Source organism: Roseateles oligotrophus (assembly GCF_025717515.1).
Lineage (GTDB): Bacteria > Pseudomonadota > Gammaproteobacteria > Burkholderiales > Burkholderiaceae_C > Paucibacter_A > Paucibacter_A oligotrophus.
The window spans coordinates 578,109-601,596 of record NZ_JAJIRN010000003.1 but is presented as its reverse complement, the minus strand read 5'-3'; the positions used below and the strand labels follow the sequence as shown (position 1 = coordinate 601,596).

General features: G+C 57.9%; 35 protein-coding genes and 2 tRNA genes. 8 read left to right on the top strand and 29 right to left on the bottom strand.

What is annotated here, in order from left to right; translation table 11 throughout:
* Positions 1 to 20: 20 nt before the first annotated feature.
* Positions 21 to 194 (bottom strand): hypothetical protein, encoded by a 174-nt coding sequence (locus LNV07_RS08945; protein ID WP_263570807.1) that lies wholly within the window; start codon positions 192 to 194, stop codon positions 21 to 23.
* Between the two features lie 163 nt (positions 195 to 357).
* Here LNV07_RS08945 and LNV07_RS08940 point away from each other — a divergent pair, with 163 nt between their 5' ends.
* The 3 genes from LNV07_RS08940 to LNV07_RS08930 all read left to right on the top strand — a co-directional run bounded on the left by LNV07_RS08940 (position 358) and on the right by LNV07_RS08930 (position 2,791).
* Positions 358 to 1,719, top strand: a complete 1,362-nt coding sequence (locus tag LNV07_RS08940; protein WP_263570806.1) for a hypothetical protein — start codon at positions 358 to 360, stop codon at positions 1,717 to 1,719.
* A gap of 134 nt (positions 1,720 to 1,853) precedes the next feature.
* Positions 1,854 to 2,156, top strand: coding sequence for a PEPxxWA-CTERM sorting domain-containing protein (locus tag LNV07_RS08935; protein WP_263570805.1), 303 nt, complete (start codon positions 1,854 to 1,856; stop codon positions 2,154 to 2,156).
* Positions 2,157 to 2,557: 401 nt separating this feature from the next.
* On the top strand, positions 2,558 to 2,791 hold the full coding sequence (locus tag LNV07_RS08930; protein ID WP_263570804.1) for a LysR substrate-binding domain-containing protein: 234 nt from the start codon (positions 2,558 to 2,560) through the stop codon (positions 2,789 to 2,791).
* A 197-nt stretch (positions 2,792 to 2,988) separates the two neighbouring features.
* Here the strand turns inward: LNV07_RS08930 and LNV07_RS08925 are convergent, their stop codons facing one another.
* Positions 2,989 to 3,375, bottom strand: a complete 387-nt coding sequence (locus tag LNV07_RS08925; protein ID WP_263570803.1) for a hypothetical protein — start codon at positions 3,373 to 3,375, stop codon at positions 2,989 to 2,991.
* Between the two features lie 111 nt (positions 3,376 to 3,486).
* Positions 3,487 to 3,903: a hypothetical protein gene (locus LNV07_RS08920; RefSeq protein ID WP_263570802.1), complete on the bottom strand. Its 417-nt coding sequence runs from the start codon at positions 3,901 to 3,903 to the stop codon at positions 3,487 to 3,489.
* Between LNV07_RS08920 and LNV07_RS08915 the strand changes: the two genes are divergently transcribed.
* Positions 3,871 to 4,989 carry a sensor histidine kinase gene (locus LNV07_RS08915; RefSeq protein ID WP_263570801.1) on the top strand — a complete coding sequence of 373 codons (1,119 nt, stop codon included), beginning with the start codon at positions 3,871 to 3,873 and terminating at the stop codon, positions 4,987 to 4,989. The genes LNV07_RS08920 and LNV07_RS08915 overlap by 33 nt on opposite strands.
* A 127-nt stretch (positions 4,990 to 5,116) precedes the next feature.
* Here LNV07_RS08915 and LNV07_RS08910 read toward each other — a convergent pair whose 3' ends face one another.
* Complete coding sequence (locus LNV07_RS08910; RefSeq protein ID WP_263570800.1) at positions 5,117 to 5,584, bottom strand: hypothetical protein; 468 nt, start codon at positions 5,582 to 5,584, stop codon at positions 5,117 to 5,119.
* 26 nt (positions 5,585 to 5,610) lie between these two features.
* Positions 5,611 to 5,979, bottom strand: a complete 369-nt coding sequence (locus LNV07_RS08905) for an antibiotic biosynthesis monooxygenase family protein (RefSeq protein WP_263570799.1) — start codon at positions 5,977 to 5,979, stop codon at positions 5,611 to 5,613.
* 83 nt (positions 5,980 to 6,062) lie between these two features.
* Here LNV07_RS08905 and LNV07_RS08900 point away from each other — a divergent pair, with 83 nt between their 5' ends.
* From LNV07_RS08900 to LNV07_RS08885, 4 genes are all read left to right on the top strand, one after another.
* Entirely contained in the window at positions 6,063 to 7,025 is a 963-nt protein-coding gene (locus LNV07_RS08900) for a LysR family transcriptional regulator (RefSeq protein ID WP_263570798.1), read from the top strand.
* Between the two features lie 280 nt (positions 7,026 to 7,305).
* Entirely contained in the window at positions 7,306 to 7,770 is a 465-nt protein-coding gene (locus LNV07_RS08895) for a Spy/CpxP family protein refolding chaperone (protein ID WP_263570797.1), read from the top strand.
* A gap of 46 nt (positions 7,771 to 7,816) precedes the next feature.
* Positions 7,817 to 8,527, top strand: coding sequence for a response regulator transcription factor (locus tag LNV07_RS08890; protein WP_263570796.1), 711 nt, complete (start codon positions 7,817 to 7,819; stop codon positions 8,525 to 8,527).
* The gene (locus LNV07_RS08885) at positions 8,524 to 9,879 is read left to right on the top strand and encodes an ATP-binding protein (RefSeq protein WP_263570795.1); all 1,356 of its coding nucleotides are present in this window, start codon (positions 8,524 to 8,526) and stop codon (positions 9,877 to 9,879) included. Before LNV07_RS08890 ends, LNV07_RS08885 begins: the two co-directional genes overlap by 4 nt.
* A 681-nt stretch (positions 9,880 to 10,560) precedes the next feature.
* Here LNV07_RS08885 and LNV07_RS08880 read toward each other — a convergent pair.
* The 24 genes from LNV07_RS08880 to rpmC all read right to left on the bottom strand — a co-directional run bounded on the left by LNV07_RS08880 (position 10,561) and on the right by rpmC (position 23,486).
* Positions 10,561 to 10,637: transfer RNA gene (locus LNV07_RS08880), tRNA-Met, on the bottom strand.
* Positions 10,638 to 10,722: 85 nt separating this feature from the next.
* A tRNA-Met gene (locus tag LNV07_RS08875) sits at positions 10,723 to 10,799 on the bottom strand.
* A 38-nt stretch (positions 10,800 to 10,837) separates the two neighbouring features.
* Positions 10,838 to 12,703, bottom strand: coding sequence for a protein-disulfide reductase DsbD (gene dsbD / locus LNV07_RS08870; protein ID WP_263570794.1), 1,866 nt, complete (start codon positions 12,701 to 12,703; stop codon positions 10,838 to 10,840).
* A 205-nt stretch (positions 12,704 to 12,908) separates the two neighbouring features.
* The gene (gene rplQ / locus LNV07_RS08865; protein ID WP_263570793.1) at positions 12,909 to 13,298 is read right to left on the bottom strand and encodes a 50S ribosomal protein L17; all 390 of its coding nucleotides are present in this window, start codon (positions 13,296 to 13,298) and stop codon (positions 12,909 to 12,911) included.
* Between the two features lie 104 nt (positions 13,299 to 13,402).
* The gene (locus LNV07_RS08860; RefSeq protein ID WP_263570792.1) at positions 13,403 to 14,395 is read right to left on the bottom strand and encodes a DNA-directed RNA polymerase subunit alpha; all 993 of its coding nucleotides are present in this window, start codon (positions 14,393 to 14,395) and stop codon (positions 13,403 to 13,405) included.
* Between the two features lie 139 nt (positions 14,396 to 14,534).
* Entirely contained in the window at positions 14,535 to 15,158 is a 624-nt protein-coding gene (rpsD, locus tag LNV07_RS08855; RefSeq protein ID WP_263570791.1) for a 30S ribosomal protein S4, read from the bottom strand.
* Positions 15,159 to 15,359: 201 nt separating this feature from the next.
* Positions 15,360 to 15,764, bottom strand: a complete 405-nt coding sequence (gene rpsK / locus LNV07_RS08850) for a 30S ribosomal protein S11 (RefSeq protein ID WP_058721926.1) — start codon at positions 15,762 to 15,764, stop codon at positions 15,360 to 15,362.
* A gap of 29 nt (positions 15,765 to 15,793) precedes the next feature.
* Positions 15,794 to 16,159, bottom strand: a complete 366-nt coding sequence (gene rpsM / locus LNV07_RS08845) for a 30S ribosomal protein S13 (RefSeq protein WP_263535971.1) — start codon at positions 16,157 to 16,159, stop codon at positions 15,794 to 15,796.
* 34 nt (positions 16,160 to 16,193) lie between these two features.
* The gene (gene rpmJ / locus LNV07_RS08840) at positions 16,194 to 16,307 is read right to left on the bottom strand and encodes a 50S ribosomal protein L36 (RefSeq protein WP_056194202.1); all 114 of its coding nucleotides are present in this window, start codon (positions 16,305 to 16,307) and stop codon (positions 16,194 to 16,196) included.
* A gap of 59 nt (positions 16,308 to 16,366) precedes the next feature.
* On the bottom strand, positions 16,367 to 16,585 hold the full coding sequence (infA, locus tag LNV07_RS08835; RefSeq protein WP_009855680.1) for a translation initiation factor IF-1: 219 nt from the start codon (positions 16,583 to 16,585) through the stop codon (positions 16,367 to 16,369).
* A gap of 49 nt (positions 16,586 to 16,634) precedes the next feature.
* On the bottom strand, positions 16,635 to 17,945 hold the full coding sequence (gene secY, locus LNV07_RS08830; protein WP_263570790.1) for a preprotein translocase subunit SecY: 1,311 nt from the start codon (positions 17,943 to 17,945) through the stop codon (positions 16,635 to 16,637).
* A 19-nt stretch (positions 17,946 to 17,964) separates the two neighbouring features.
* The gene (gene rplO, locus LNV07_RS08825) at positions 17,965 to 18,396 is read right to left on the bottom strand and encodes a 50S ribosomal protein L15 (protein WP_263570789.1); all 432 of its coding nucleotides are present in this window, start codon (positions 18,394 to 18,396) and stop codon (positions 17,965 to 17,967) included.
* Between the two features lie 27 nt (positions 18,397 to 18,423).
* Positions 18,424 to 18,606 carry a 50S ribosomal protein L30 gene (rpmD, locus tag LNV07_RS08820; RefSeq protein ID WP_263535974.1) on the bottom strand — a complete coding sequence of 61 codons (183 nt, stop codon included), beginning with the start codon at positions 18,604 to 18,606 and terminating at the stop codon, positions 18,424 to 18,426.
* Positions 18,607 to 18,625: 19 nt separating this feature from the next.
* Positions 18,626 to 19,144 (bottom strand): 30S ribosomal protein S5, encoded by a 519-nt coding sequence (gene rpsE, locus LNV07_RS08815; protein ID WP_263570788.1) that lies wholly within the window; start codon positions 19,142 to 19,144, stop codon positions 18,626 to 18,628.
* 18 nt (positions 19,145 to 19,162) lie between these two features.
* On the bottom strand, positions 19,163 to 19,528 hold the full coding sequence (gene rplR / locus LNV07_RS08810) for a 50S ribosomal protein L18 (RefSeq protein WP_263535976.1): 366 nt from the start codon (positions 19,526 to 19,528) through the stop codon (positions 19,163 to 19,165).
* Positions 19,529 to 19,539: 11 nt separating this feature from the next.
* Entirely contained in the window at positions 19,540 to 20,073 is a 534-nt protein-coding gene (gene rplF / locus LNV07_RS08805) for a 50S ribosomal protein L6 (RefSeq protein WP_263570787.1), read from the bottom strand.
* A 19-nt stretch (positions 20,074 to 20,092) separates the two neighbouring features.
* Positions 20,093 to 20,488: a 30S ribosomal protein S8 gene (gene rpsH, locus LNV07_RS08800; RefSeq protein WP_263570786.1), complete on the bottom strand. Its 396-nt coding sequence runs from the start codon at positions 20,486 to 20,488 to the stop codon at positions 20,093 to 20,095.
* Positions 20,489 to 20,513: 25 nt separating this feature from the next.
* Positions 20,514 to 20,819, bottom strand: coding sequence for a 30S ribosomal protein S14 (rpsN, locus tag LNV07_RS08795; protein WP_263535979.1), 306 nt, complete (start codon positions 20,817 to 20,819; stop codon positions 20,514 to 20,516).
* 8 nt (positions 20,820 to 20,827) lie between these two features.
* On the bottom strand, positions 20,828 to 21,367 hold the full coding sequence (gene rplE / locus LNV07_RS08790) for a 50S ribosomal protein L5 (protein WP_263558990.1): 540 nt from the start codon (positions 21,365 to 21,367) through the stop codon (positions 20,828 to 20,830).
* 10 nt (positions 21,368 to 21,377) lie between these two features.
* On the bottom strand, positions 21,378 to 21,695 hold the full coding sequence (gene rplX / locus LNV07_RS08785) for a 50S ribosomal protein L24 (protein ID WP_263570785.1): 318 nt from the start codon (positions 21,693 to 21,695) through the stop codon (positions 21,378 to 21,380).
* 26 nt (positions 21,696 to 21,721) lie between these two features.
* Positions 21,722 to 22,090 (bottom strand): 50S ribosomal protein L14, encoded by a 369-nt coding sequence (gene rplN / locus LNV07_RS08780; protein WP_263535982.1) that lies wholly within the window; start codon positions 22,088 to 22,090, stop codon positions 21,722 to 21,724.
* 287 nt (positions 22,091 to 22,377) lie between these two features.
* Positions 22,378 to 22,887, bottom strand: coding sequence for a peroxiredoxin (locus LNV07_RS08775; RefSeq protein ID WP_263570784.1), 510 nt, complete (start codon positions 22,885 to 22,887; stop codon positions 22,378 to 22,380).
* 132 nt (positions 22,888 to 23,019) lie between these two features.
* Positions 23,020 to 23,289 (bottom strand): 30S ribosomal protein S17, encoded by a 270-nt coding sequence (gene rpsQ, locus LNV07_RS08770; RefSeq protein WP_263535984.1) that lies wholly within the window; start codon positions 23,287 to 23,289, stop codon positions 23,020 to 23,022.
* Entirely contained in the window at positions 23,286 to 23,486 is a 201-nt protein-coding gene (rpmC, locus tag LNV07_RS08765; RefSeq protein WP_263535985.1) for a 50S ribosomal protein L29, read from the bottom strand. The genes rpsQ and rpmC overlap by 4 nt, the downstream gene beginning before the upstream one ends.
* Positions 23,487 to 23,488: the final 2 nt, after the last annotated feature.

Below are 23,488 nucleotides of genomic sequence, written 5' to 3'. Positions count from 1 at the left end.
GCGTTCCAGTTGCTTGCTTGTCATTGCGGCGGGGATGCAGCCCTCTGCCGCATTCCGCCATAAGGCCCGGAGTCCTTGAGGCCAAAGCGGCGCAGATCGTTCTGCGCGGTAAGCGGCAGGTTGGCCTCAAAGGCCGCGTAACTGAGGTCGATCGCAAAACGTTTGAGCAGCCCGCCCGGTTTGGGTGCGGTCATTGCGCCGGCTCAATTCTTTTCAGGATCGGCGCTCCAAACTGCTTTCAGTTCGCATCGACCCAGGTGACTCAGGGTCGGTATTGGGTGAGGCCAGTTCAGCCGGTTTAGCAACTTTGCTTGCCATCCGGTCATCCGCCGCATCAACTGTCTCGGAGGCATGCTCGTGATCAACATCATCTTCACCGACCTGAGCCGCTGCAAAGACGCACGGAACTATGTGCGTCAGAAGCTGACTGCCGCATTCGAAGGGTTGCCTACCGCCGATCTTGAACGTTTGACCTCGGCCGCATGTGCCCCTGGGCACTCGGCGGCCCTGCCGCTGCTGCCGCGCGAGGGGCAGCAGCGGCTGACCGAAGCCCAGCAGCGCTCGGTGGCGCGCAAGGTGCGCCTGTTCACCGCCGCTGTCGACCGCTTGAGTCCGCTGCTGGATGATGAAACTCGGCGCGCCGACGACTTCTGCACCTACCTCGCACATGACTCCGGCCACTACCCGAAGGGCACCCCCGTGCTGGTGCGCGACACCAGTCAAGCAACGATCTGCTATGTATTCGAGAAAGCTTCGGTGGATGCGGGTACGGGGGCGGTGTCCTATCACACGATGCCCATGCTGATGGCCACCCTGGATCAGACGCCAGAAGTTGAACGCCATGTCAGCAGCTGGATGCAGGCCAACTTCGCTTCCGCCACCGCGCCTTCGGCCGAGCAAGTGCTCGGCGGTTTAGCCAAGGGCTTGGTGGGGCTGCTGCCAGGGGCCTACGGCAAGATTGGCGCCGCGCTTCTAGGTTTCTTGATTCCCTCGGGTGGTGGCATCGACTACAAGCAGTTGCTGGATGATTTTGGCACCATCATTCGCGATGCCAACCGGCGCCAGACGCTGTCGGAGCAGGGCGGGGTGCTCAACGGTGTGGTCGGCTATATCAACGGCAATTACGCGCCACAGCGCGACAGCGGCCGTTCGAGCAAGGCGGAATTATTTGCCCTTCTCAACCCGCAGTTGGCTGACATTTACAAGGTAATCGGCGTGCTTAAGCAACCCGAGTTCGAGCAGGGCGGCATCTCGACATTCGTGAGCGCAGTCACGCACAAATACCTCGTTTACCAAGAGATGGCGCTGCAAGATCCGAGCGTGAAGCATCCAATGGCCTCGTCGAAAGCCATTTCGATCAGCCACGATGCGGTCGAAGATGTGCGCCACGCCACCCGCGTGCTCGACGCCTTGCTGACGCAGGCCGACGCCGATCTGGCCGCGTGGATCGGCCAGATCTCGGGCATCAAGATTCGCATCACAGATTGCCCGAAGAGCGAGTGGTTCTTCGAAGACTACAAGAGCGGCTACCACAGCCAGTATTTTCAGCAATCTGGCTGCAAGGATGACCCGCATGCGCGCGCTGAAGCTGCGCGTGCCGACTATATTGCCACCGTCCGACGCAATTTCCGCGCCCAGCACCAGGATCAATTGCCATGGATGCGCGAGGTGGTGCAGCAGTGGCAGACGATGATTGAGCAACCCTTGCCGCTGAAGTAAGCATCCGTCACCCGGCTTTATGACCTGCCGACATCCGCTACACAACCGGTGTCATCTTAAGTTATGTCGCTTCTAGGCTGGCAGCAGTCGCTCGATTTTGGTGAGCAAACAACCGCTGCAGTCGAAACCGGCCATTGAGCATTTCGTTGGACGAATGTCTGCAGCACGCCTTCATCGGGCAGCAGTTTTCCCTGTTTAGTTTCACAGGCTTTAGCGGCTCTTTTGGTACGACTCAAGACAACTATTCGCACATTACCGTCGATGGTTTTGAACGCTCCAAGCTGGACTTCTCCCATCTGGCCTTCTCCCATCTGGCCACTGATGGCACCCTGCGGGTGGCCGTAACAGCCGTGCCGGAGCCACAAACCTACGCCCTGATGCTCGCCGGTCTTGGCCTCATTGCTGGTGCGACTCGCCGTCGTAGCAAGCAGAATTGATCGCTGGCTTCGGCCTCAAGACAAAGCCGGCTCAAGTGGCCGGTTTTTTTTTGGGCGGGTGTGAGTTGTATGACTGCTCCGGGCACCGAGTTGCTACGCGGGCAGTGACCTCGAAATGTCCGGGCCTGCTCCAAGCCGACAGTTCGAACAGGCGCCGCAAAGCTGACGTTCGGTTCGCCGACCGTTTTGGTCAACGTCGGCTTACGGGCGATGTTGCGGCCTCACGCTCCAGGTCAGCTGCTGTCATTCGGATACGCAGTGAGTGGCGCCAGCACGGTGCCCATTGCTGTCGCTCATTTCGCGAGATCGCCCGACGATAGCCGGCTGGCAGTTGCCCTTCGATTTTGGCAAGTCGACGACCGTTGCTGCCGACACCGGCCATTGAGCATTTCGTTAGACGGATGTCTGCTGTAAAGCCCGAAGCTGACGATCGACGAATTCGCGGCGCAAGAGGCATCGCGGTGCTGTCACATGCGCTTGCGCGCGATGCGGTGAACGCGGGGCGCTTGGTTCCGGTGCTGCAGGGGTGGGCCCTGCCGCCGCTGCCGGTGCATGCCGTGATGTCCTCGCGTCTACAGCCGGCCAGCGTGCGAGCCTTTGTCGATTTCCTCGCGGCACGGCTGTCCTTGGTCTGACCGAATCGCCTACCCAAGCGAGTTGGATCACAGCACATGATTCCAGATCCACGAACGCGCGGATCTGTTGCTTGAGACATCTTGACGTCGGCCTGGTATTCGGGATTGAGAACTCTCCGAATTGCGAGAGCCCGATCTGTGTTTGAATTCATCATCTGCTTGCTGTCGGAGCGTTTGACATGAATTCTGCTGCTGACTCACCATGTGTCGATGACCTGCTGATACAGGTTCACGGGGCTCTGGCTGACTACGATTTCGAGCGAGTGACGGCCTTGCTTGATCAACTTCACATGCAGGCTCACAGCCCAATTCAGGCCTTGCGTCTCAAGCTCTTGGGGGTGGCCGCAAAGACGGGCGGCAAGGAGCGTTCCAGCGTCGATCAGTTCACCGAACTCCATGAACTCCAGGCGAAGGTCAGAGAATCCGGTAATGCAAAGGCCGCAGTTGACGCTTGTTTGGTGTTGGTTCGACTGAAGATGGCCTATGGCATGTACGCCGCTGCAGTCGTGGATTGCGTCGAAGCGGTTGAACTTTGCCTTCGGCATCAACTCACAGAACTGCTCGATTACGCGGTTCGAGCTCAAAGCTTGGTACTGAGTCTAGCCGGCCTTCATGCCAAGGCCAAGGTGCTCGCCCTGCATTGGTTGGACCACCAACCCGCCTTGGCCGATCATGCGCTATGCAGGCTGTGGGGCTCACTGGGAACCGCTGAATACCATCACGCCAACGAACAGCAATGCATGCAGGCACGACTTCGGTCGATCAATGCCCATCAGCGCACGTTGGCCATTGCCAAAGCCATTGGCGATCGCAGGTTGACCAACAACGCACTGGGAAATTTGTGCATTGCTCACACGCTGGCTGGGCACCTGGAGGCTGCCGAGCAATATTTGAGTGAGTCGCGGCAGTTGGGTATCGCCCCTGTTGTGTCGATATTTTCTAATGGCAACGAAACTATTTGGGACGCTTATATAGAAGCCCTCTTGATGTTTGCCAGGGGGCGAATCTCGGCCGGCAAGTTGCTTCTGACACACGCTTGCATGGAGGCTGAATCCAAACGCAAGGAATGCCTTGAGCCTTTGATCAAGATCTATGAACTGCTGCTGCAGCATCCAGATCCGGTTCAGGCGGGCCAGGACGTCCGTGCCTGGGCCGCCGAGTTGGCGCGCTTGCACGAACAGCGATCAACACTGCAGATGGAAGTGGTGGCGCGGGGTTTCGAGGGGATGGTGCAGTCGGCCGAAATTGCCGGGCAAAACCGGGCGCTTCGCCAGCACGGCGACGAGTTGACGCGGGAGCTTGCTGGGCGCAATCAGGTCTTGAGTGAAACCGTCGCGGAGTTGAGCGCGCAAGGCTTGCGACGAGAGCGCGCCGAGGCCGCTTTGCAACAAGCCCACGACGAGTTGGAGCTGCGCGTGGTGCAACGTACCGAGCAGTTGCACGAAGCTCGGCTCGGTTTGGCCAGGGCTGAGCGGATGGCATCCTTGTCGCGTTTGGTATCCGGGGTTGCGCATCGCCTCAACACGCCACTTGGCAATGCTCGCATGGCGGTCAGTTGCGTCGGCGCTGCTAACGCCCAATTCAAGCAAAGAATGACCAAACCGATGACGCGCCATGAACTGGCCGAATTTGTGGAGTCCGGCAGCCAGGCCGCAGCCTTGGCGGAAAGTTCCTTGGCGCGAGCGACCGAGCTGATGACGGTATTCAAGCAGGTCTCGACCCTGGAACATGTGGAATCGGCCAGTGCCTTTGATCCGGCCGCCTTGGTTCGAGATGCGGCGCTGTTGGCCGGCGAATATGTGGGGACGAAGAAGGTCGAGATCCACTTCGACATGCCGGCCCTGCCTGTTTGCCAAGGCTATCCGCAAATGTTGTTGCAGGTGTTGAAGCAACTCTTGGTCAATGCGCTGGTCTATGGCCAAAAACCCGGAGAAGACGGCGGAGTTTGGGTTGCCGTACGAGCCGATTCAGGATCGCTATGCATCAGCGTCAGAGACCAAGGGCCGGGCATTTCAGCGGCCAAGATGGAGTGTATTTTCGAGCCCTTCAACAGCGATCTGAGCGGCGTCGGCTTGGGTCTGGGCCTGCATATTGCCCGCAATCTTGTCACCGACCTGAGTCAGGGTAGCTTGACGGTAAGCAGCACTCCAGGCCAAGGTGCTTGCTTTACCTTGCAAGTGCCACTGAATGCAGTCTGAATGGCCGGGGGGGCGAACTGACACCTTGAAGTTCGCCACATTATTTTTTGGGTGGGCAGTTCAATTGCGAAGCGGGCCCGGTCCTTGCAGACTTGACGGGCTCATTCAGGACGTACCCCGGGGGGGCTCAGCGCGCCTTCGCGGCAGGCGTAGGCCTGCTGCGAAGCCGCCCGGCCATACGAAGCCCGTCGCGAGCGTTCAAGCCCATCAGCGTGAGGTTGATCGCGCCAGCGATCAGTTCGATGGCCTGGACGACGTAAAAAGTCGTGTCGAACGTACCGGCTGAAGCCCAGCGGTTCAGCACGACCGCGCACGGCACCAGCACCAGCAGTCCGTTGGCGGCGATGAAGGGCATGCGCTTCTTCTTGCTGTCGACAAGACGCCCCTTGCGCGATTTGGCGAGAAACATGCCGCTGCCGCCTGCCACCGCCATCAGCGAGACCATGATCCACAGGCCCGGCGTGACGATGAGCGACTTCAGCTGCGCCACTGCAGCGTAGGAGCCAAACAGCTCGGTGAGGATGGTGGAAATGAAGAAAGTGGCAATGCACAGCGGGGCGAGCAGCCCCGCGATCATGTGGGCACGTTTGGGCATGACAGTTCTTTCGGCAGGGGTGCGAATCAAGCCGCGCAAAGATTGGGTACGGCGACTTTGGCGAAGAGGTGCGGCTGCGCGACCGCGCTCGACGGGTAGGCCGCCAGCGCGCTGACAAAGTCCGGGTGCGTGAACGCATCGCGGAAGCTTTCCACTGACTCCCAAACGGCGTAGTTCATGAACATGTGGCTGCCGCCGATGGCTCGGTGCAACTGCGTGGATAGGAATCCCGGCTGCTGCTTCATCCAGTTTGCATCTTTCTCCCAAGCGGACATCAATGCCGGGATGTCGGCCTCGGCCACGCTGAACAGGTTCACGAGGACGACCGGGTCGGCCGTGCTCTGTAATTGTTGGTCGATTGGGCATGCGGGGTCGAGCGGACGAAGATTCAGCATGGCTTGCTTCCGAAATGTGGTTGATGCCTGAACTTTAAGAGGCGCGCCCTGGCCTGCCTAGATCGAAGGCCGAGACACACTGTTTGGCGATCGTTGACAATCGCGAGTCATTTGACCGGAGTTTTCTGATGGACCGATTCGATGCCATGCGCGCATTCGTGCAGGTGGTGGAAAGCGGCAGTTACACCAAGGCGGCCCTCCAGCTGAACTTGCACAAGGCGACTGTCAGCCAGCAGATTCAGCAGCTCGAAGACAAGCTCGGCACGCGACTACTCACCCGCACCACCCGCTCAGTCACACCGACAGAAGAGGGCATGGCGTACTACTTGCATGCGTGCACCATCCTGCAACAGGTGGACGAGATGGAGTCGCAGTTGCGTAAGGGCTCCAGCTCACCAGCGGGGCACTTGCGCGTTGACGTGCCCGTTGCCATGGGGCGGCTGATCTTTGCGCCCGAGATTCGCGGATTTCTCGAACGCTACCCCAAGGTCACGATCGAGCTGGGGTGCACCGATCGGGCCGTCGATTTGGTGCAGGAAGGGGTGGACTGCGCGCTGCGCGGTGGCCAGTTGCCGGACTCGCGACTGGCGGCACGCCGCGTCGGCGATTTGCGCTTTACCCTGTGTGCCGCGCCGCGCTACATCGAGCAGCACGGGTTGCCGAGCACACCCGAGGACCTGGCCCGCCACCATCAGGTCGGGTATGTGCTCGCGTCGACCGGCAAGGTGCGCCCCGTGACCTTGATGCGTGAAGGCATAAAAGTGGAATTCGATGTGCCTGTGCGCCTTCAAACCACGGACAGCGCGGCAGCCTTGAGTGCGGGCCTGGATGGGCTGGGCATCGTTGTGCTGGCCGAATTCGTAGCCAGTCACTACCTGACCAGCGGCGCCCTGGTGCGGGTCCTGCCGGACTGGAAATGCCCGTCGCTTCCACTGCACCTTGTGACGCCCACCACTCGCAAGCGCGCCGCGCGCGTGCAAGCCTTTATGGAGTGGGCGCATGCCCTGCTGCTTCGGCGCCTGGGCTCGCAACTAGACTCCCACTGAAGCTGCGCAATAACAATGATGGCGCCCAGCTTTCGGGCTGCATAGCGGCTGATTCTGATTTAACCTTGAAGCGGCCTGGGCCGCATGGGTGTTGCTTTGGGCAATAGCTCCTGGGGTTGTAGGTGGGCGCAAGCGCCAAGCGCCAAGCCGCCACAGCGGCTGCGGGCTGCTTTGGCAGGCTCGATACAAAACGAAACGAAGCGATACCGCCGTGAAAACACCGCCTGAGTCAGACGCTGGAGACTGCAATCCTCATCAACGCATTACGGAGTCTCTCCTCATGAAGTTCTACCAAAAACGTTTCTTCAAGCGCGGCTTGCTGGCTTTGACCGGCGTCGGCCTGATCGCCTTTGGCGCCTCGGCCTTTGCGCATCGCATGGGCTCTTGCCGCCACGGCGTTGATGCCACCGAGTGCCGAGCCCAGATCGTCGCCAAGGTGGGTGCGAAGCTGGAACTGGATGCCAATCAAAAACAGCAGCTGGACAAGCTGGCCCAGACCCTGCAAGCCCAGCGCGAGGCCATGATGGGCGCCAAGGGCGAATCCCGCCAGGCGGTTCAAGCTCTGGTGGCCGGCCCCAAATTTGACCAGGCGGCGGCCCAAGCCCTGCTGGACAGCAAGACGGCGGCCGTGCACGAAAAGGGCCCGGCCCTGATCGCCGCGATGGCGGGTTTTTACGACTCTCTGCGGCCCGAGCAGCAAGAAAAGCTGCGTGGTTTCATGAATCGCCATCATGGTCATGCCTGAGGGCGGGCGGGGCACAATGAGTCAGATTCTTCGCTGCTGAAACACCATGCCCCATCTGCTCCTGATCGACGATGACCAAGCCCTGGGCCCGCCGCTGGCCCAGTATCTGGCTCGGTTTGACTTCAGCCTGGAGCAGGCGCTCAAACCCAGCCTGGGCCTGCAAGCCCTGCAGACACAGGCCTTTGACGCGCTGATTCTGGATGGCATGCTGCCCGAGATGGACGGCTTTGAGCTGTGCAAGCGCATACGCGCAGGAGACTGGGCCTTCCGTCACATCCCTATCTTGATGCTGACGGCGCGGGGTGATCTGACCGACAAGGTGGTGGGTCTGGAGTTGGGGGCGGACGACTACCTGGCCAAGCCTTTCGAACCGCGCGAACTGGCGGCTAGGCTGCAAACCATTTTGCGCCGAGCCGTGCCGGCACAAGTGCCGCAGACTGTGCCAACGCCTATGCATGTGCAACGTTTTGAAGGCCTGGAAATTGACAGCCTGCGCCGCGAGGTGCGACGTGGCGGCACGGTGCTGGACCTCACTGGCACCGAATTCGAGCTGCTGCTACTACTGGCTCGTGAGCCTGGCCGCGTCTTGCACCGGGACGACATCCTCAACCAGCTGCGCGGCCAGGACGCCGATCTCTACACCCGCGCGGTGGACATTCTGGTTAGCCGTCTGCGCCGCAAGCTGGAGCCGCTCGACGCCATCAAGACCCTGCGTAATGTGGGCTACAGCTTTGCCCTGGCAGCTTTGCCTACATGAAGACTCCCACCGCTGTTTTGAAGACCAAGCGCCTGCGCCACCGGCTGGGCGCCCGCATGGTGCTGGTCTTTGTGCTGCTTGCCGCGCTGAGCAGCCTGATTCTGATCAGCGGCGTTCGCCAGCTCTTGGACCAAGGCTGGCGCAGCTGGGTTCAGCCCTTGATGAGCGACTATGTCGACCGGGTGGTGCTGAACCTGGGTTCGCCGCCCCAGATCGAGCGCGCTCGTGCGCTGACCCAGCGCCTGCCGCTGGAGGTGTCGATTCGCGGGCCGGTGGTGAACTGGAGCTCGCAGCAAGACCGGTCGGATGGGGCGCTCGGGTCGCCCAACTTCGACCCCTGGCAGAGTCGCCATAACGCCTGGGCCGAGCAGCTCAGCCGCCGCAGCGCGGATGGGCATGAGGTACGCATCGGCCTGTCCCGCCTAGCCTGGAATCAGCATCCCAGCCGCAAGGCTTGGTGGATGTTGGGGGGGCTATTGCTGGTGACTTCCTTGGCTTACGCCAGCGTGCGCTGGATGCTGCGCCCCTTGCAAGCCATGGCCCAGGGCGCCGAGGCCTTTGGGCGAGGCGAGTTTGAGCACCGCATCCCCATCATGCAAGGTTTGAAGGGCCCGCGCCACCTCGACGAGCTGGGTGACCTGGCCCTACGTTTCAACCAGATGGCGGCCGACATCCAGCAGATGCTAGACGGCAAACGCGCCTTGCTGCTGGCCATCAGCCATGAATTGCGCAGCCCCCTGACCCGGGCGCGCCTGAACGCCGAGCTGGTGGAGCCCGGCCCGGCCCAGCAGGCCTTGTTGAATGATTTGGGTGTGATGGGCGAGCTGATCAGCGATTTGTTGGAAAGCGAGCGACTGGGCGCTGGGCACAAAGCCTTGCAACTGCAGACTGTCGATTTGAACGCCCTGGCCCGCGAGGTAGTTGGGCGTCAGCCCTGCCCGGTGGAGCTGTCCTTGGCGAAGGACTTGCCCACGCTGCAGCTGGACCCCATGCGCATCCAGTTGCTGCTGCGCAATCTACTGGACAACGCCGCCCGCCATCAGCGGCCGGAGCTGAGCCCCTTGCAGCTGAGCACGCGGGTCAGCGAGCAGGGTGTGGAGATGCGGGTGCGCGACCAGGGCCCGGGCGTGGCGCCTGACTTGCTGCATCAGCTAGGCCAGCCCTTTTATCGCACCGATGCAGCGCGCAGCCGCAGCGAGGGCGGCGCCGGACTGGGTCTGAGCCTGTGTCGTTTGATTTCCCTGGCCCATGGTGGGCAGCTGCACTTTGCCAATGCGGAGCCTGGCCTAGCGGTGACCCTGGTTCTGCCAATTTCCACAGTCCCCCCATTGTTTGCTGACGTTGCGCGTTAGAGCATCATCAAGAATGTGCAGCGCGGGAACGAAATCCTATCCCGCGCTAACTGCAAAACCGGTAGGAGCCCTCGATGGGGACGGTCAATGCGAGCCAAGGCGGCCCGCACGGGCCGGGAGTGCGCCCCTCTACTCAACACCGACGTGCAGGTCTTCGGCCTATTCAGGTGGGCAACATAGTGAAATCCCGAACACCAACAATGGCAATAGAGACAGCAGGACTCCAACTGAAAGCTCGACACTTCGAGCAGCTGACGTTCAAGGCGGGTTGACGGGGCCACCTACCGCCTCCAGGCTGGATGACCGCATCGTCATCGACACCGGTCATTGGAGCCGCAGAGCTGCAAGGTGAGCCAATGACGGCTTGATGACTCTCACCGTAAACCCAGCTCACGGCCGCGAAGGGCGGCACCCGCTGCATCGCAGTAGGTCAGATATCCCGCAGTCAGTCTGGTGAGGCGACATTGCGACTACAGATACCGCAAGACTTAACCGCCTAGAGTGGGATTCAGCACCTTGCCTGCTTTGGACGCCATTTGGGGCGGGAGATTGCCCAATGGTCAAATCGAGGTATTTCTTGAACCAAAGAATTCCTGCGCCGTCACAAGACTCGTCACAAACCTCGTCACAGTGACGACATGGTCGCAAAAAAGCCCTCTCAAGGAGGGCTTTTCTTTATATTGGTTGCGGGGGCAGGATTTGAACCTACGACCTTCGGGTTATGAGCCCGACGAGCTACCAGACTGCTCCACCCCGCGCCAGATATGGTGTTCCGGGCGATCTCGCCACAGCGAGCCCGAAAGGAAAGTGGTCATTCAGACCGGCGACAACTTCCCAAATTTTTGGTTGCGGGGGCAGGATTTGAACCTACGACCTTTGGGTTATGAGCCCAACGAGCTACCAGACTGCTCCACCCCGCGACTGAAGCTAGCAGTATAGCCGACTTTTTACGTTACTGTCAAAGACCCGCAACACTCAAAGAGGAAAGGAAGCGCTGCGCGTCTTGGAACCCGATCACCCTTGCCTCCCCAAGCTCTTTACCCGATGCATCAAAGAAGATCGTCCCCGGTGGACCGAACAGCTTGAAACGCTTGAGTAAAGCCCGATCAGCGGCGCTGTTGGCTGTAACGTCTGCCTTCAGCAATAAGGCCCCCGTCAGACGAACCCGAACCGCCGGGTCGGCGAAGGTAAACCTCTCCATTTCCTTGCATGAAACACACCAATCGGCATAAAAATCGAGCATCACCGGTCGGCCAGCTTGCGCGAGTATTGCATCCAATTCAGCAACGGTTTCGACGCGCTTGAACACCAACCCGGTTGCAGGCGCCTCAGGCAATGGCCCCGCCTCAGCCCTCAGGAGTCCGGACAATGGCTTCAGGGTGTCCGTGCCTCCGCTAGCTGCGCCGACTACTTGCAAGAGGCCGTAACTTACTGCAATCAATGCAGCAGTTTTCCGCAACCATGTTCGAGGACGATGAATGGCATGCGGCGCTTGAAACAATCCCAACATAGCAGCGATACCAATCAGCAGACCGCCCCACGCCAATTGAGCCAATGCAGCAGGCAACACCGGCTGCACAGTCCAAAGTGCGACACCCAACAACAGCATGCCAAAAAAGTGCTTCACTCCGTCCATCCATGCCCCCGCTCTAGGCAGCAAACTGCCCGCAGAGATACCCAACAAAAGCAGAGGCACGCTCATACCGCCGGCCAAAGCAAACAAAGCGCTACCACCAAGCACGACATCGCGAGTCTGGCTTAAATACACCAATGCGCCCGCCAGGGGAGCCGCCACGCAAGGGCTAACAATCAGCGCAGAAACGCCCCCCATGACAAACACACCGAGCAGGTGCCCAGCTGGCAATTTTTGGGATGCCTGCGACAAGCCGCCCGTCAGGCCGCCCGGCAAGCTCAGCTCATAAGCACCAAACATCGACAGTGAAAACAGCACCAGCGCCAAGGCAAAGGCCGCCAACACCCAGGGTTTTTGCAGAACAGCAGCCAAGCCTTCGCCTGCCAAGCCCGCCGCCACACCCAGGGCGGTGTAAACGAGAGCCATGCCCAGCGAATAGCTAAGCGCCAGCATAAATCCACGACTCCGAGTTGTTTTCTTTCCGGATTCGCCCACAATGATGGAAGAAAGTATCGGCAGCATGGGTAACACACAGGGTGTCAACGAAAGCAGCAAGCCGGCAAGGAAAAAGACTCCTACTACGGTCCAAAAACGCCCGGTCTTCAAGGCTGCATCCAAGCGGCCCATTTCGGTCGAGGCAGACACAGTCGGCTCAGTGGGCTCGGACGGCGATGAACCAGGCTCTCTTTGAACGCTATCTACAGCAGATTTTTCGCCGACTTCACTCTGTATTCGCGAGATGGATGGCCCCGAAGCACCAGCATCAAGCCGCACATTAAAGTTAGCGGTGATTGGCGGATAGCACAGGCCCTTGTCGGCGCAGCCCTGGCCTGTTACGGCCAGCTTAAAGCTACCATCGGCCTGCTGAACAGGTATCGAAGCAGTCAGTGCGTCCCGGTGTATCTCCACCTCCTTTTGAAATGTCTCGTCAAACTTGACCTTTCCCTTGGGCACAACAGGTTCGCCCAAGGTGGCTCCTTGGGCCGCGACCTTGAATTGTTCGCGATACATATAGTAGCCAGGGGCGATCTCGAAGCGCGCCTGCAAGGTCTGTCCATCCAAAGCAACAAGTGCCAACTTGAATGCTTGCTCAGGCTCAAGGAAGTCGTCAGCCCAAACCGACGGTAACGGATTTAGCAAACAAAGGAGGGAGATTGCGAAGAAGGTCGCTGACCGAAGGAGTCGTGGCATATGCAGGGTAAGTAGAAGCGATTGACCTTGAGACAAACAAACACTACAGAAAACGGGACAAAGCGTAACTGCAAATTCTGAGAGCGCTACCGGGGCCTGAGCAAACAAGCAATTGCACGGCAAAAACAGGCGAAAAAAAGGCCAGCAAAAGCTGGCCCTCCTACTGAATTGCTTTAGCTGCTCGCAGCCCAGCAAGTCAATCTATTTACTCAACAGCCTCGCCTGCGGTCTCGCCTTCGGCACGATCAACCAACTCGACAAAAGCCATAGGTGCGTTATCGCCAACACGGAAACCCATTTTCAGGATACGTGTATAGCCGCCCGGCCGGGCCAAGAAACGGGGCCCCAGTTCGTTGAACAGCTTGGTAACGATGTCGCGATCGCGCAGGCGATCAAATGCCAAACGACGATTTGCCAATGTAGGAACCTTGGCCAAAGTGATCAAGGGCTCGACGACGCGGCGGAGTTCCTTGGCCTTGGGGACGGTAGTCTTAATGGCTTCGTGTTGCAGCAACGAAACGCACATATTACGCAACATTGCCTTACGGTGAGCGCTGGTACGGTTCAGCTTACGGAGTCCGTTACGGTGACGCATGGTGCTTATCCTTTCTTTGATTAATCGCCAGTGGCCGTATCAGGTACCACCGGGTGCACCGGACGACGCAATGAAACAGCGCCGTCCTATTTCTTACAAACTAATTAACGCTTATCAAGCCCTTGTGGGGGCCAGTTTTCGAGTCGAGCGCCCAGCGTCAAGCCACGCGAGGCCAGCACTTCTTTGATCTCATTGAGCGATTTGCGGCCCAAGTTTGGAGTCTTCAGAAGTTCCGTCTCGGTACGCTGGATCAGGTCGCCGATGTAATAGATGTTTTCGGCCTTCAAGCAATTGGCCGAACGCACCGTCAACTCAAGCTCATCGACAGGACGCAACAGAATTGGATCGAACGAAGAGCTGCGCTGAGGCTGCTGCGTATCGAACATATCGCCCACATCGGTGCCTTGCAATTGAGCAAACACCGCCAGTTGTTCGACCAAAATTTTGGCCGAAGCACGGATCGCTTCCTCCGGCGAAATAGCGCCGTTGGTTTCGATTTCCATGACCAACTTATCCAGATCGGTGCGCTGCTCAACACGCGCATTCTCGACTGCATAACTGACTCGGCGGACGGGAGCAAACGAAGCATCCAGCACAATACGACCAATCGACTTGGTCGGCTCGTCGCCATAGCGGCGCATCGAACCTGGTACATAGCCCCGGCCCTTCTCGACCTTGATCTGCATATCCAGCTTGCCGCCTTGCGACAGATGCGCAATGACGTGGTCAGGATTGATGATCTCAACGTCGTGCGGAGTCTGGATGTCAGCAGCGGTCACAGGACCTTCGCCTTCCTTGCGCAGCACCAGCGTGACTTCTTCGCGGTTATGCAGGCGGAAAACCACGCCCTTCAGGTTCAGCATGATGTGAACGACATCTTCCTGAACACCATCAATGGCCGAGTACTCGTGCAGCACGCCAGCGATGGTCACTTCTGTCGGCGCATAACCCACCATCGACGACAACAGCACCCGACGCAGAGCATTGCCCAGCGTGTGGCCATAGCCACGCTCGAAAGGCTCCAAGGTCACCTTGGCACGGTGGCCGCCGAGCGGCTCCACATTGATGGATTTGGGTTTGAGCAGATTGGTTTGCATGAAGTCTTTCTTTCAATACCCTCGGTTCGTTACACCGATAAGGCTGAGGGACCAACCGGGCGTCGCCACGATTGGGCCGACCCAGACGAGGGAAAGCCGACCACACCCAGAGAGGGGGCTGCCGGCAACTGCAAAACGATTAACGCGAGTACAACTCGACGATCAACGATTCGTTGATCTCAGCGCCGAACTCATCACGGTCAGGCGCCTTCTTGAAGACACCTTCCAACTTCGCAGTGTCAACGGTCACCCAGGCTGGCAGGCCGATCGATTCAGCCAACTTGACCGCGTCGATGATGCGCAATTGCTTCTTAGCCTTCTCGCGGACGGAGACGTTGTCACCGGCCTTGACCATGTAGGAAGCGATGTTGACCACGGCGCCATTCACGGTAATACCTTTGTGCGAAACCAACTGGCGGGCTTCAGCACGGGTCGAGCCGTAGCCCATCCGGTACACGACGTTGTCCAGACGCGACTCGAGCAGCGACAACAAGTTGGTACCGGTCGAGCCCTTGCGGCGCTCGGCTTCAGCGAAGTAACGGCGGAACTGGCGCTCCAAAATGCCGTACATGCGCTTGACCTTCTGCTTCTCACGCAGCTGCAGACCGAAGTCCGACGTACGCTGGCCAGAGGTGCGGCCATGTTGGCCTGGCTTGGAATCAAACTTCGCCTTGTCCCCGATGGCGCGACGTGCGCTCTTCAGGAACAGGTCCGTGCCTTCGCGACGGGAGAGTTTGCACTTGGGGCCTAGATAACGTGCCACTTTAGATGTCCTTTTTCATTCTGACGCACGGCCCGTCGGCGCATGCGCGAGTCTGGCCCAGTTGTTGTCGGCTCAGACGGTGGTGTTGAAGAACGCCATTGCAAGAATGGCATTCAACGAAACGGCCGGCGCGGCACTTTCGTGCCCGCCGGCGCGGGGTAACTCGTGATTATCGCATCATTCGCATCTTTGGCAAAAGCCTTAGATACGGCGACGTTTCTGTGGGCGGCAACCGTTGTGCGGAACCGGAGTCACATCAGAGATCGAATTGATCCGGATGCCGAGAGCACCCAGTGCACGAACCGACGACTCACGGCCAGGACCAGGTCCCTTGATCTTGACATCAAGATTCTTGATGCCTTGATCTTGAGCCGCGCGTCCGGCTACTTCTGCCGCGACCTGAGCGGCGAAGGGAGTCGACTTACGCGAACCCTTGAAGCCCTGACCGCCACTGGAAGCCCAGGACAGCGCGCCGCCCTGACGGTCAGTGATCGTAATGATCGTATTGTTGAACGACGCGTGAACGTGAGCGATGCCATCGGCAACGTTCTTACGAACCTTCTTACGGACGCGTTGTGCAGCCGAGTTATTGGGTGCTTTTGCCATCTTGATCTTCTTTCTGTGCTAGCCGCAGATCACTTTTTACCCGTAGCAGCCGACTTGCGCGGGCCTTTACGAGTGCGAGCGTTCGTACGGGTGCGCTGACCGCGCATAGGCAAACCACGACGATGACGGAAACCACGGTAGCAACCGAGATCCATCAAACGCTTGATGTTGATAGACATCTCGCGGCGCAGGTCGCCCTCGATGGTCATCAAACCCACTGTTTCACGAATCTTTTCGAGATCGGAATCGGTGAGGTCTTTGACCTTCTTGTCGAATGGAATACCGCAAGAAGTACAGATCTTCTGTGCCGTCGTACGGCCTACGCCGTAGATGGATGTCAGACCGATTTCTGTGTGCTTATGCGGCGGAATGTTAATACCAGCAATGCGTGCCATGTGGTTCCTCTAAATCGCTCGTGTCGTGCTGCAATCAGCCCTGGCGCTGTTTGTGGCGGGGATCTGTACAGATCACACGCACCACGCCCTTGCGGCGGATGATCTTGCAATTGCGGCACATCTGCTTGACGGATGCCGAAACTTTCATGGTCTACTCCTTGACCTACAAAAATGCGCTCAATGCGCGTAACCGGGGAATAGAAATGCTCACTTCGCCCGGAACACGATGCGAGCACGACTCAAGTCGTACGGGGTTAATTCAACGGTGACTTTGTCGCCGGGCAAAATGCGAATGTAGTGCATACGCATCTTTCCGGAGATGTGGCCGAGAACGACATGCCCGTTCTCCAGCTTCACACGAAACGTGGCATTGGGCAGATTCTCGAGAATCTCACCTTGCATTTGAATGACGTCGTCTTTCGCCATGCCTTCGTTTCTGTTCTGATGGATCTTGGTTGAACAATGGTTCAGCTTTTCAGCTGGCCTTGAAATTTGCCTTCTTCAGCAGTGAATCGTACTGCTGACTCATCACGTAAGACTGCACTTGAGCCCAGAAGTCCATGGTGACCACAACAATGATCAACAAAGATGTACCGCCAAAATAGAACGGAACGTTGTACTTCAAGGTCAAAAACTCTGGCAACAAACACACACCTGTGATGTAGATGGCGCCAGCCAATGTCAAACGGGACAATATCTTGTCAATATGCTTTGCAGTCTGCTCACCTGGACGAATACCGGGAATGAACGCGCCACTCTTCTTCAGGTTGTCTGCGGTCTCGCGGCTGTTGAAAACAAGCGCGGTATAGAAGAAGCAGAAGAACACGATAGCACTGGCGTAGAGCAACACATATATAGGCTGCCCCGGGCTCACCATACCAGCGAGGTCTTTCAACCAGCGAAGGCTATCACCCGTCGCAAACCAGCTAACCACGGTCGTGGGAAGCAGAATTATTGACGAAGCGAAGATAGGCGGGATTACTCCCGACATATTCAATTTCAGCGGCAAGTGTGAGCTCTGACCACCATAAACCTTGTTCCCAACCTGCCGCTTGGCGTAGTTCACCAAGATTTTCCGTTGACCACGCTCAACGAACACCACCAAATAGGTGACGGCCACGACCACAGCAACGATAAACAGCGAAGAAACGGGGCCCATAGCGCCGGTCCGAACCAACTCAAGCAAACCACCAATTGCGCCAGGCAAACCAGAAGCGATACCGCCAAAGATCAGGATCGAAATCCCGTTACCCAATCCACGCTCGGTAATTTGTTCACCCAACCACATCAAGAACATCGTTCCAGCCACCAGGCTCGACACCGCCGTGAGACGGAAGCCAAAACCCGGGTTGATCACCAAGCCGGCGGAACTCTCCAAGGCAAGAGCAATGCTCAAGGATTGAAAGAGTGCCAAACCCAACGTGCCGTAACGCGTGTACTGTGTAATCTTGCGACGCCCGGACTCACCTTCCTTCTTCAACGACTCCAAGGTCGGCACCACATACGTCATCAACTGAATAACGATGGAGGCCGAAATGTAAGGCGTAATGCCAAGCGCGAAGACGGTAAAGCGCGACAGCGCACCGCCAGAGAACATATTGAACAGACTCAGGATGCCACCCTCCTGACCCTTGAAGAACTGCTGCAACTGAGCCGGATCGATACCTGGGACAGGGATATGAGCCCCTATCCGAAACACCACCAGCGCCAGTAACAGAAACACAAGCCGACGACGCAAGTCGCCGAACTTGCCGCTCTTGGCCAGTTGGTTTGCGTTGGTAGCCACTGTGCCTAGTTCCTGCTAATTAGGCGACCGAGCCGCCAGCGGCTTCAATCGCTGCCTTGGCGCCGACAGTCGCGCCGACACCCTTGAGTGTCACCTTGCGGCTGATCGAACCAGACAGAATCACTTTGACATTCTTAGCCAGCTCAGGCACGAGGCCCACGGCCTTCAAAGTCAGCATGTCGACTTCGTCTGCCACCAGCGCCTGAAGGTCGTCGAGGTTGATCTCGGCGTTGAACTTCAAGGTTTGCGACTTAAAGCCGCGCTTTGGCAGTCGACGCTGCAAAGGCATTTGACCGCCTTCGAAGCCGACCTTGTGGTAGCCGCCAGCACGGGACTTTTGCCCCTTGTGACCACGACCCGCTGTCTTACCAATGCCGGAACCGATGCCACGGCCCACACGGCGCTTATAGTGCGTCGCGCCGGCTGCGGGCTTGATGGAATTTAATTGCATCTTCTTGTCCTCAGTTCGTGGAAGTGCTTAGAGCACTTGCACGAGGTAGGCGATCTTATTGATCATGCCGCGAACCGCAGGCGTGTCTTCCAACACGCTGGTGCTGTTCATCCTGCGCAGGCCCAGGCCCACTACCGTAGCGCGGTGCGAAGTCCGCGTACCGATCGGGCTGCGAACCAGCTTGACCGTCAGAGTTTTCTTTTCAGACATATGTGTCTCCAGTCCGGCTTCAGTTGAAGATGTCTTCAACGTTCTTGCCGCGCTTGGCTGCAACTTGTGCGGCCGTCGTGGAACGCTTCAAAGCGTCCAACGTGGCACGAACCAAGTTGTACGGATTGGTCGAACCGTGGCTCTTCGTCACGATGTCGGTCACGCCCATCACTTCAAAGACAGCGCGCATTGGGCCGCCTGCAATCACGCCGGTACCAGGCTGAGCCGGAACCATCATGACGCGCGAAGCACCATGCTCGCCCACCACGTTGTGGTGAATGGAACCGTTGCGCAGGTCAACTTTGACCATATTGCGACGTGCGGACTCCATCGCCTTTTGCACGGCGACAGGCACTTCCTTGGCCTTACCTTTACCCATGCCAATACGGCCTGCGCCATCACCGACCACCGTCAGCGCTGCGAAGCTAAGCGTGCGACCGCCCTTCACAACCTTGGTGACGCGGTTGATCGCGATCATCTTCTCTTTCAGGCCGTCGTCATTTGCTTCGGCCTGGACGCGGGGTTGAAACTTTGCCATTTCGAAATCCTTTTAGCGTCAGAACTGCAAACCAGCTTCACGAGCTGCTTCGGCAAGAGCCTTGACCCGACCGTGATAGGCAAAGCCTGCACGATCAAAGGCAACTTTCTCAACACCAGCTGCTTTCGCCTTTTCGGCGATACGCTTGCCAATCAAAGTAGCCGCAGCTACGTTGCCACCCTTGCCCGAGCCGCCGAGTTGCTCGCGAACAGCCTTTTCGGCTGTCGAGGCGCTGGCCAGGACACGAGTGCCGTCGTCTGAAATGACGCTGGCGTAGATGTGAAGGTTGGATCGGAACACCGACAAGCGCACGACGCGCTGGACTGCAATCCGAGCACGGGTCTGACGCGAGCGACGGATGCGCTGTTCTTTTTTGGTCAACATTGCGCTGCTCCTTACTTCTTCTTGGTCTCTTTGATGGAGACCTTTTCGCCGGTATAGCGGATGCCCTTGCCCTTATAGGGCTCTGGCGGACGGAAGGCGCGCACTTCAGCGGCCAACTGACCCACCACTTGGCGATCCACACCCTTGATCAGAATTTCCGTCTGGGTTGGGCACTCAACCTTGATGCCTTCAGGCATGTCTTTCACCACGGGGTGAGAGAAGCCGATTTGCAGGTTGAGCTTTTGACCCGTGGCTTGCGCCCGGAAACCCACGCCGACCAGACTCAGCTTGCGCTCGAAACCCTTGCTCACGCCGTTGACCATATTGGCCACCAGCGCGCGCACGGTGCCGCTCATAGCGCCAGCTGCAGTCGAATCGTCGGATGGAGCGAAAGACAGTTTGCCGCCTTCGCTCGTGATTTTGACAAGCGCATTCATTGGACGCACGAGTGTGCCCAGACTGCCCTTAACGCTGATCTTGTCAGCTGTAACGGTTACGTCCACACCCTGAGGGATGGCGACCGGCATTTTTCCTACGCGGGACATTGTTTGTCTCTCCTTGCGCTTAGGCGACGTAGCAAAGCACTTCGCCGCCGATACCGGCTTGACGTGCTTTACGGTCGGTCATCACACCTTGCGGCGTAGTGACGATCGCCACACCCAGGCCATTCATGACCTGTGGAATATCGTGACGGCCCTTGTAGATGCGCAGGCCGGGACGGCTCACGCGCTCGATGCGCTCGATCACCGGCTTACCGGCGTAGTACTTCAGCGCGATCTCCAACTCTGGACGGGCGGCTTCGCCACGTACAGCGAAACTGTCGATATAACCTTCGTCCTTGAGGACTTTGGCGATCGCCACTTTCAATTTTGAGGAAGGCATCACGACGTTGACCTTCTCGACGCTCTGGGCGTTTCGAATGCGGGTCAACATGTCGGCGATAGGATCACTCATGCTCATTTGCGATATCTCCTAATCGTGCCGATTACCAGCTGGCCTTGACGACACCAGGGATGTCGCCTTTGAAGGCCAGCTCACGAATTTTGTTACGGCCCAAGCCGAACTTGCGGAACGTACCGCGGGGACGACCAGTCAACGCGCAGCGATTACGCTGACGAGTTGGATAGGCGTTGCGAGGGAGCTTTTGCAGCTCCAAGCGCGCCAAGTAACGCTCTTCGTCAGACTTCTTAGCGTCGTTGATGATGGCCTTCAGATTCGCGTACTTTGTCGCGAATTTGGCAACCAGCGCATCGCGCTTCAGTTCACGTTGGATGAGAGAAGTTTTAGCCACAAGTCACCTCAGTTCTTGAACGGAAACTTGAATGCTGCCAACAAGGCCTTGCACTCATCGTCCGTCTTGGCAGAGGTGGTGATGCTGATGTTCAGCCCACGCAGCGCATCCACCTTGTCGTAATCGATCTCGGGGAAGATGATTTGTTCTTTGACGCCGATGTTGTAGTTACCGCGGCCGTCGAACGAGCGACCGGAGATACCCCGGAAGTCACGCACACGCGGCAAGGCGATCGTTACAAAACGGTCCAAGAACTCATACATCTGAACGCCACGCAGCGTCACCATGCAACCGATAGGCACTGAGTCACGGATCTTGAAACCCGCGATCGCCTTTTTCGACTTGGTAACAACCGGCTTTTGACCAGCAATTTTTGTCAGGTCACTGACAGCGTGATCCATAACCTTCTTGTCAGCGACGGCCTCGCTCACACCCATATTGAGTGTGATCTTGGTGATGCGCGGCACCTGCATGACCGACGTGTAACCAAACTTCTCAGTCAGGCCGGGCACAACTTTTTCGCGATAAAACTCTTGCAAACGAGCCATGTTGAACCCCTTAGGCCTTGATCTCTTCGCCGGTCGACTTAAAGACGCGCACCTTCTTGCCATCGGCGAGCAACTTAATGCCCACACGATCGGCTTTACCGGATGCAGCGTTGAAAATCGCCACGTTGGATTGATGGATAGGCATCGTCTTATCGACCACGCCGCCAGTAGTACCCTTCATTGGGTTTGGCTTGACGTGCTTCTTGACCATATTCACACCGTCAACAACGATGTGATCAGCGTCAATACGCTGCGCTACTGCGCCGCGTTTGCCCTTGTCGCGACCGGTCAAAACAATGACCTCGTCGCCTTTGCGAATCTTGTTCATGGCAATACCTTTTACTGTGGCCGCGCTCAGAGCACTTCAGGCGCCAGCGACACGATCTTCATAAACCGCTCGGTACGCAATTCACGCGTCACGGGGCCGAAGATGCGGGTGCCGATTGGCTCCAGCTTGGCGTTCAGCAGCACAGCAGCATTGCCGTCGAACTTGACCAACGAGCCGTCCTGACGACGAACACCCTTGGCGGTACGAACGACCACTGCACTGTAAACCTCGCCCTTTTTCACTCGGGAACGAGGCGCAGCTTCTTTGATGCTGACCTTGATAATGTCACCAATCCCTGCATACCGGCGCCTGGATCCACCAAGCACTTTGATGCACATGACGGATTTAGCGCCAGTGTTGTCCGCGACGTCGAGTCGCGATTGCATTTGAATCATGTCTATCCCCAACTTTTCCCAAATCACCACCAAGCCTAGGCCAGGGAGTTCATCGGTCAGTCTTGGGCCCGTTGACCAAGTGAAAACCCATCACACCCGTGATGACCTTGCACCCAGCAGTAGAGGGCGGATCCGAGGCCTTAACGCATCATAAAATGCGCCTTGCGTTCGGCGAAGCTTTAGATTGTGCACCAAAAGCTAGGCAGGCGTCAAGCCTCGGGGTGAAATAACTTTGAAGCTGCCGTAAAAAAGGATTTTTACGGCCATTGATGGCTGCTCTCGGCGACTCAGCGCGCGGTAGCTTGCGCCAACATCGTGGTGGCATCGCTAACCTCAAACTTGCCAGCAGCCTCGACATTGAGTGTCTTGACCTGGCCATTCACTAGCAACATCGAATAACGTTGCGAGCGCAAGCCCATGCCGCGAGCCGTCAGATCAAGCGTTAAGCCCGTTGCCTTGGTGAAGTCTGCGCTTCCATCGGCCATCATGCGCACTTTGCCTGACGCGGCCAGGTCGCGACCCCAGGCGCCCATGACAAAGACGTCATTGACCGACACGCACCAGATTTCATCAACACCAGCCGCTTTAAGCGCTTCGGCTTGAGCGATATAACCAGGCACATGCTGTGCAGAACATGTCGGCGTAAAGGCGCCAGGCAGGGCAAACAAAGCAATAGTCTTTCCAGCCGTCGCGGCAGACACGTCGATCGCATTTGGGCCAACGGAACAAACGCCGCCCTCAACGTCGACAAACTCTTGAAGTGTGCCCGGCGGGATTTGATCACCAATTTTCAGCATGAGAGTTCTCCAAAAAAGCAACGCATTTACATAGACCCCACGAAAAAACGGCCGGGCGCCAGTTCCCCAGCACTCCGACCGTTCTGCGCAATCAGGCCTGAGGCCGTTTTGCGTCTATGCCGCTAGTCCAAATCAAACGATTTGAGCCTTCTCGACCAAGCGAGTCACAACCCAGCTCTTGGTCTTCGAAATTGGCCTGCCTTCAGCGATTTCAACGACATCGCCCATTTTGTACTCGCCATTTTCATCATGAGCGTGGTACTTGCGGGACAGCGCGACGATCTTGCCGTAGAGCTCGTGCTTGGCACGGCGCTCAACGAGCACGGTTACTGTCTTGGAACGCTTGTCGCTGACCACACGACCCACCAGGGTACGTGTGTTCTTCTCTTGAGCTTGCGTCATTTCGCGGCTCCCTTCTTCTTCTCGGCCAAAACAGTCTTGACGCGAGCAATGTCACGGCGCGTGTTGCCCAACACAGTGTGGTTGGTCAACTGTTGCGTCGCTTTTTGCATGCGCAGACCGAAATGGGCCTTCAGCAGATCGGTCACTTCCTTTTCCAAGGCCGCGACATCTTTGCTACGCAGTTCAGATGCATTCATGG

What these genes read in the sequence shown, in the direction of transcription:
- LNV07_RS08945 (WP_263570807.1), bottom strand. Translation starts at nt 194, where the DNA reads ATGACCGCACCCAAACCGGGCGGGCTGCTCAAACGTTTTGCGATCGAC.
- LNV07_RS08930 (WP_263570804.1), top strand. Translation starts at nt 2,558, where the DNA reads ATGTCTGCTGTAAAGCCCGAAGCTGACGATCGACGAATTCGCGGCGCA.
- LNV07_RS08920 (WP_263570802.1), bottom strand. Translation starts at nt 3,903, where the DNA reads ATGCTGCAGCAGCAGTTCATAGATCTTGATCAAAGGCTCAAGGCATTC.
- LNV07_RS08910 (WP_263570800.1), bottom strand. Translation starts at nt 5,584, where the DNA reads ATGCCCAAACGTGCCCACATGATCGCGGGGCTGCTCGCCCCGCTGTGC.
- LNV07_RS08905 (WP_263570799.1), bottom strand. Translation starts at nt 5,979, where the DNA reads ATGCTGAATCTTCGTCCGCTCGACCCCGCATGCCCAATCGACCAACAA.
- LNV07_RS08895 (WP_263570797.1), top strand. Translation starts at nt 7,306, where the DNA reads ATGAAGTTCTACCAAAAACGTTTCTTCAAGCGCGGCTTGCTGGCTTTG.
- LNV07_RS08890 (WP_263570796.1), top strand. Translation starts at nt 7,817, where the DNA reads ATGCCCCATCTGCTCCTGATCGACGATGACCAAGCCCTGGGCCCGCCG.
- LNV07_RS08885 (WP_263570795.1), top strand. Translation starts at nt 8,524, where the DNA reads ATGAAGACTCCCACCGCTGTTTTGAAGACCAAGCGCCTGCGCCACCGG.
- dsbD (WP_263570794.1), bottom strand. Translation starts at nt 12,703, where the DNA reads ATGCCACGACTCCTTCGGTCAGCGACCTTCTTCGCAATCTCCCTCCTT.
- rplQ (WP_263570793.1), bottom strand. Translation starts at nt 13,298, where the DNA reads ATGCGTCACCGTAACGGACTCCGTAAGCTGAACCGTACCAGCGCTCAC.
- LNV07_RS08860 (WP_263570792.1), bottom strand. Translation starts at nt 14,395, where the DNA reads ATGCAAACCAATCTGCTCAAACCCAAATCCATCAATGTGGAGCCGCTC.
- rpsK (WP_058721926.1), bottom strand. Translation starts at nt 15,764, where the DNA reads ATGGCAAAAGCACCCAATAACTCGGCTGCACAACGCGTCCGTAAGAAG.
- rpsM (WP_263535971.1), bottom strand. Translation starts at nt 16,159, where the DNA reads ATGGCACGCATTGCTGGTATTAACATTCCGCCGCATAAGCACACAGAA.
- rpmJ (WP_056194202.1), bottom strand. Translation starts at nt 16,307, where the DNA reads ATGAAAGTTTCGGCATCCGTCAAGCAGATGTGCCGCAATTGCAAGATC.
- infA (WP_009855680.1), bottom strand. Translation starts at nt 16,585, where the DNA reads ATGGCGAAAGACGACGTCATTCAAATGCAAGGTGAGATTCTCGAGAAT.
- rplO (WP_263570789.1), bottom strand. Translation starts at nt 18,396, where the DNA reads ATGCAATTAAATTCCATCAAGCCCGCAGCCGGCGCGACGCACTATAAG.
- rpmD (WP_263535974.1), bottom strand. Translation starts at nt 18,606, where the DNA reads ATGTCTGAAAAGAAAACTCTGACGGTCAAGCTGGTTCGCAGCCCGATC.
- rpsE (WP_263570788.1), bottom strand. Translation starts at nt 19,144, where the DNA reads ATGGCAAAGTTTCAACCCCGCGTCCAGGCCGAAGCAAATGACGACGGC.
- rplR (WP_263535976.1), bottom strand. Translation starts at nt 19,528, where the DNA reads ATGTTGACCAAAAAAGAACAGCGCATCCGTCGCTCGCGTCAGACCCGT.
- rplF (WP_263570787.1), bottom strand. Translation starts at nt 20,073, where the DNA reads ATGTCCCGCGTAGGAAAAATGCCGGTCGCCATCCCTCAGGGTGTGGAC.
- rpsH (WP_263570786.1), bottom strand. Translation starts at nt 20,488, where the DNA reads ATGAGCATGAGTGATCCTATCGCCGACATGTTGACCCGCATTCGAAAC.
- rplE (WP_263558990.1), bottom strand. Translation starts at nt 21,367, where the DNA reads ATGGCTCGTTTGCAAGAGTTTTATCGCGAAAAAGTTGTGCCCGGCCTG.
- rplX (WP_263570785.1), bottom strand. Translation starts at nt 21,695, where the DNA reads ATGAACAAGATTCGCAAAGGCGACGAGGTCATTGTTTTGACCGGTCGC.
- rplN (WP_263535982.1), bottom strand. Translation starts at nt 22,090, where the DNA reads ATGATTCAAATGCAATCGCGACTCGACGTCGCGGACAACACTGGCGCT.
- LNV07_RS08775 (WP_263570784.1), bottom strand. Translation starts at nt 22,887, where the DNA reads ATGCTGAAAATTGGTGATCAAATCCCGCCGGGCACACTTCAAGAGTTT.
- rpsQ (WP_263535984.1), bottom strand. Translation starts at nt 23,289, where the DNA reads ATGACGCAAGCTCAAGAGAAGAACACACGTACCCTGGTGGGTCGTGTG.
- rpmC (WP_263535985.1), bottom strand. Translation starts at nt 23,486, where the DNA reads ATGAATGCATCTGAACTGCGTAGCAAAGATGTCGCGGCCTTGGAAAAG.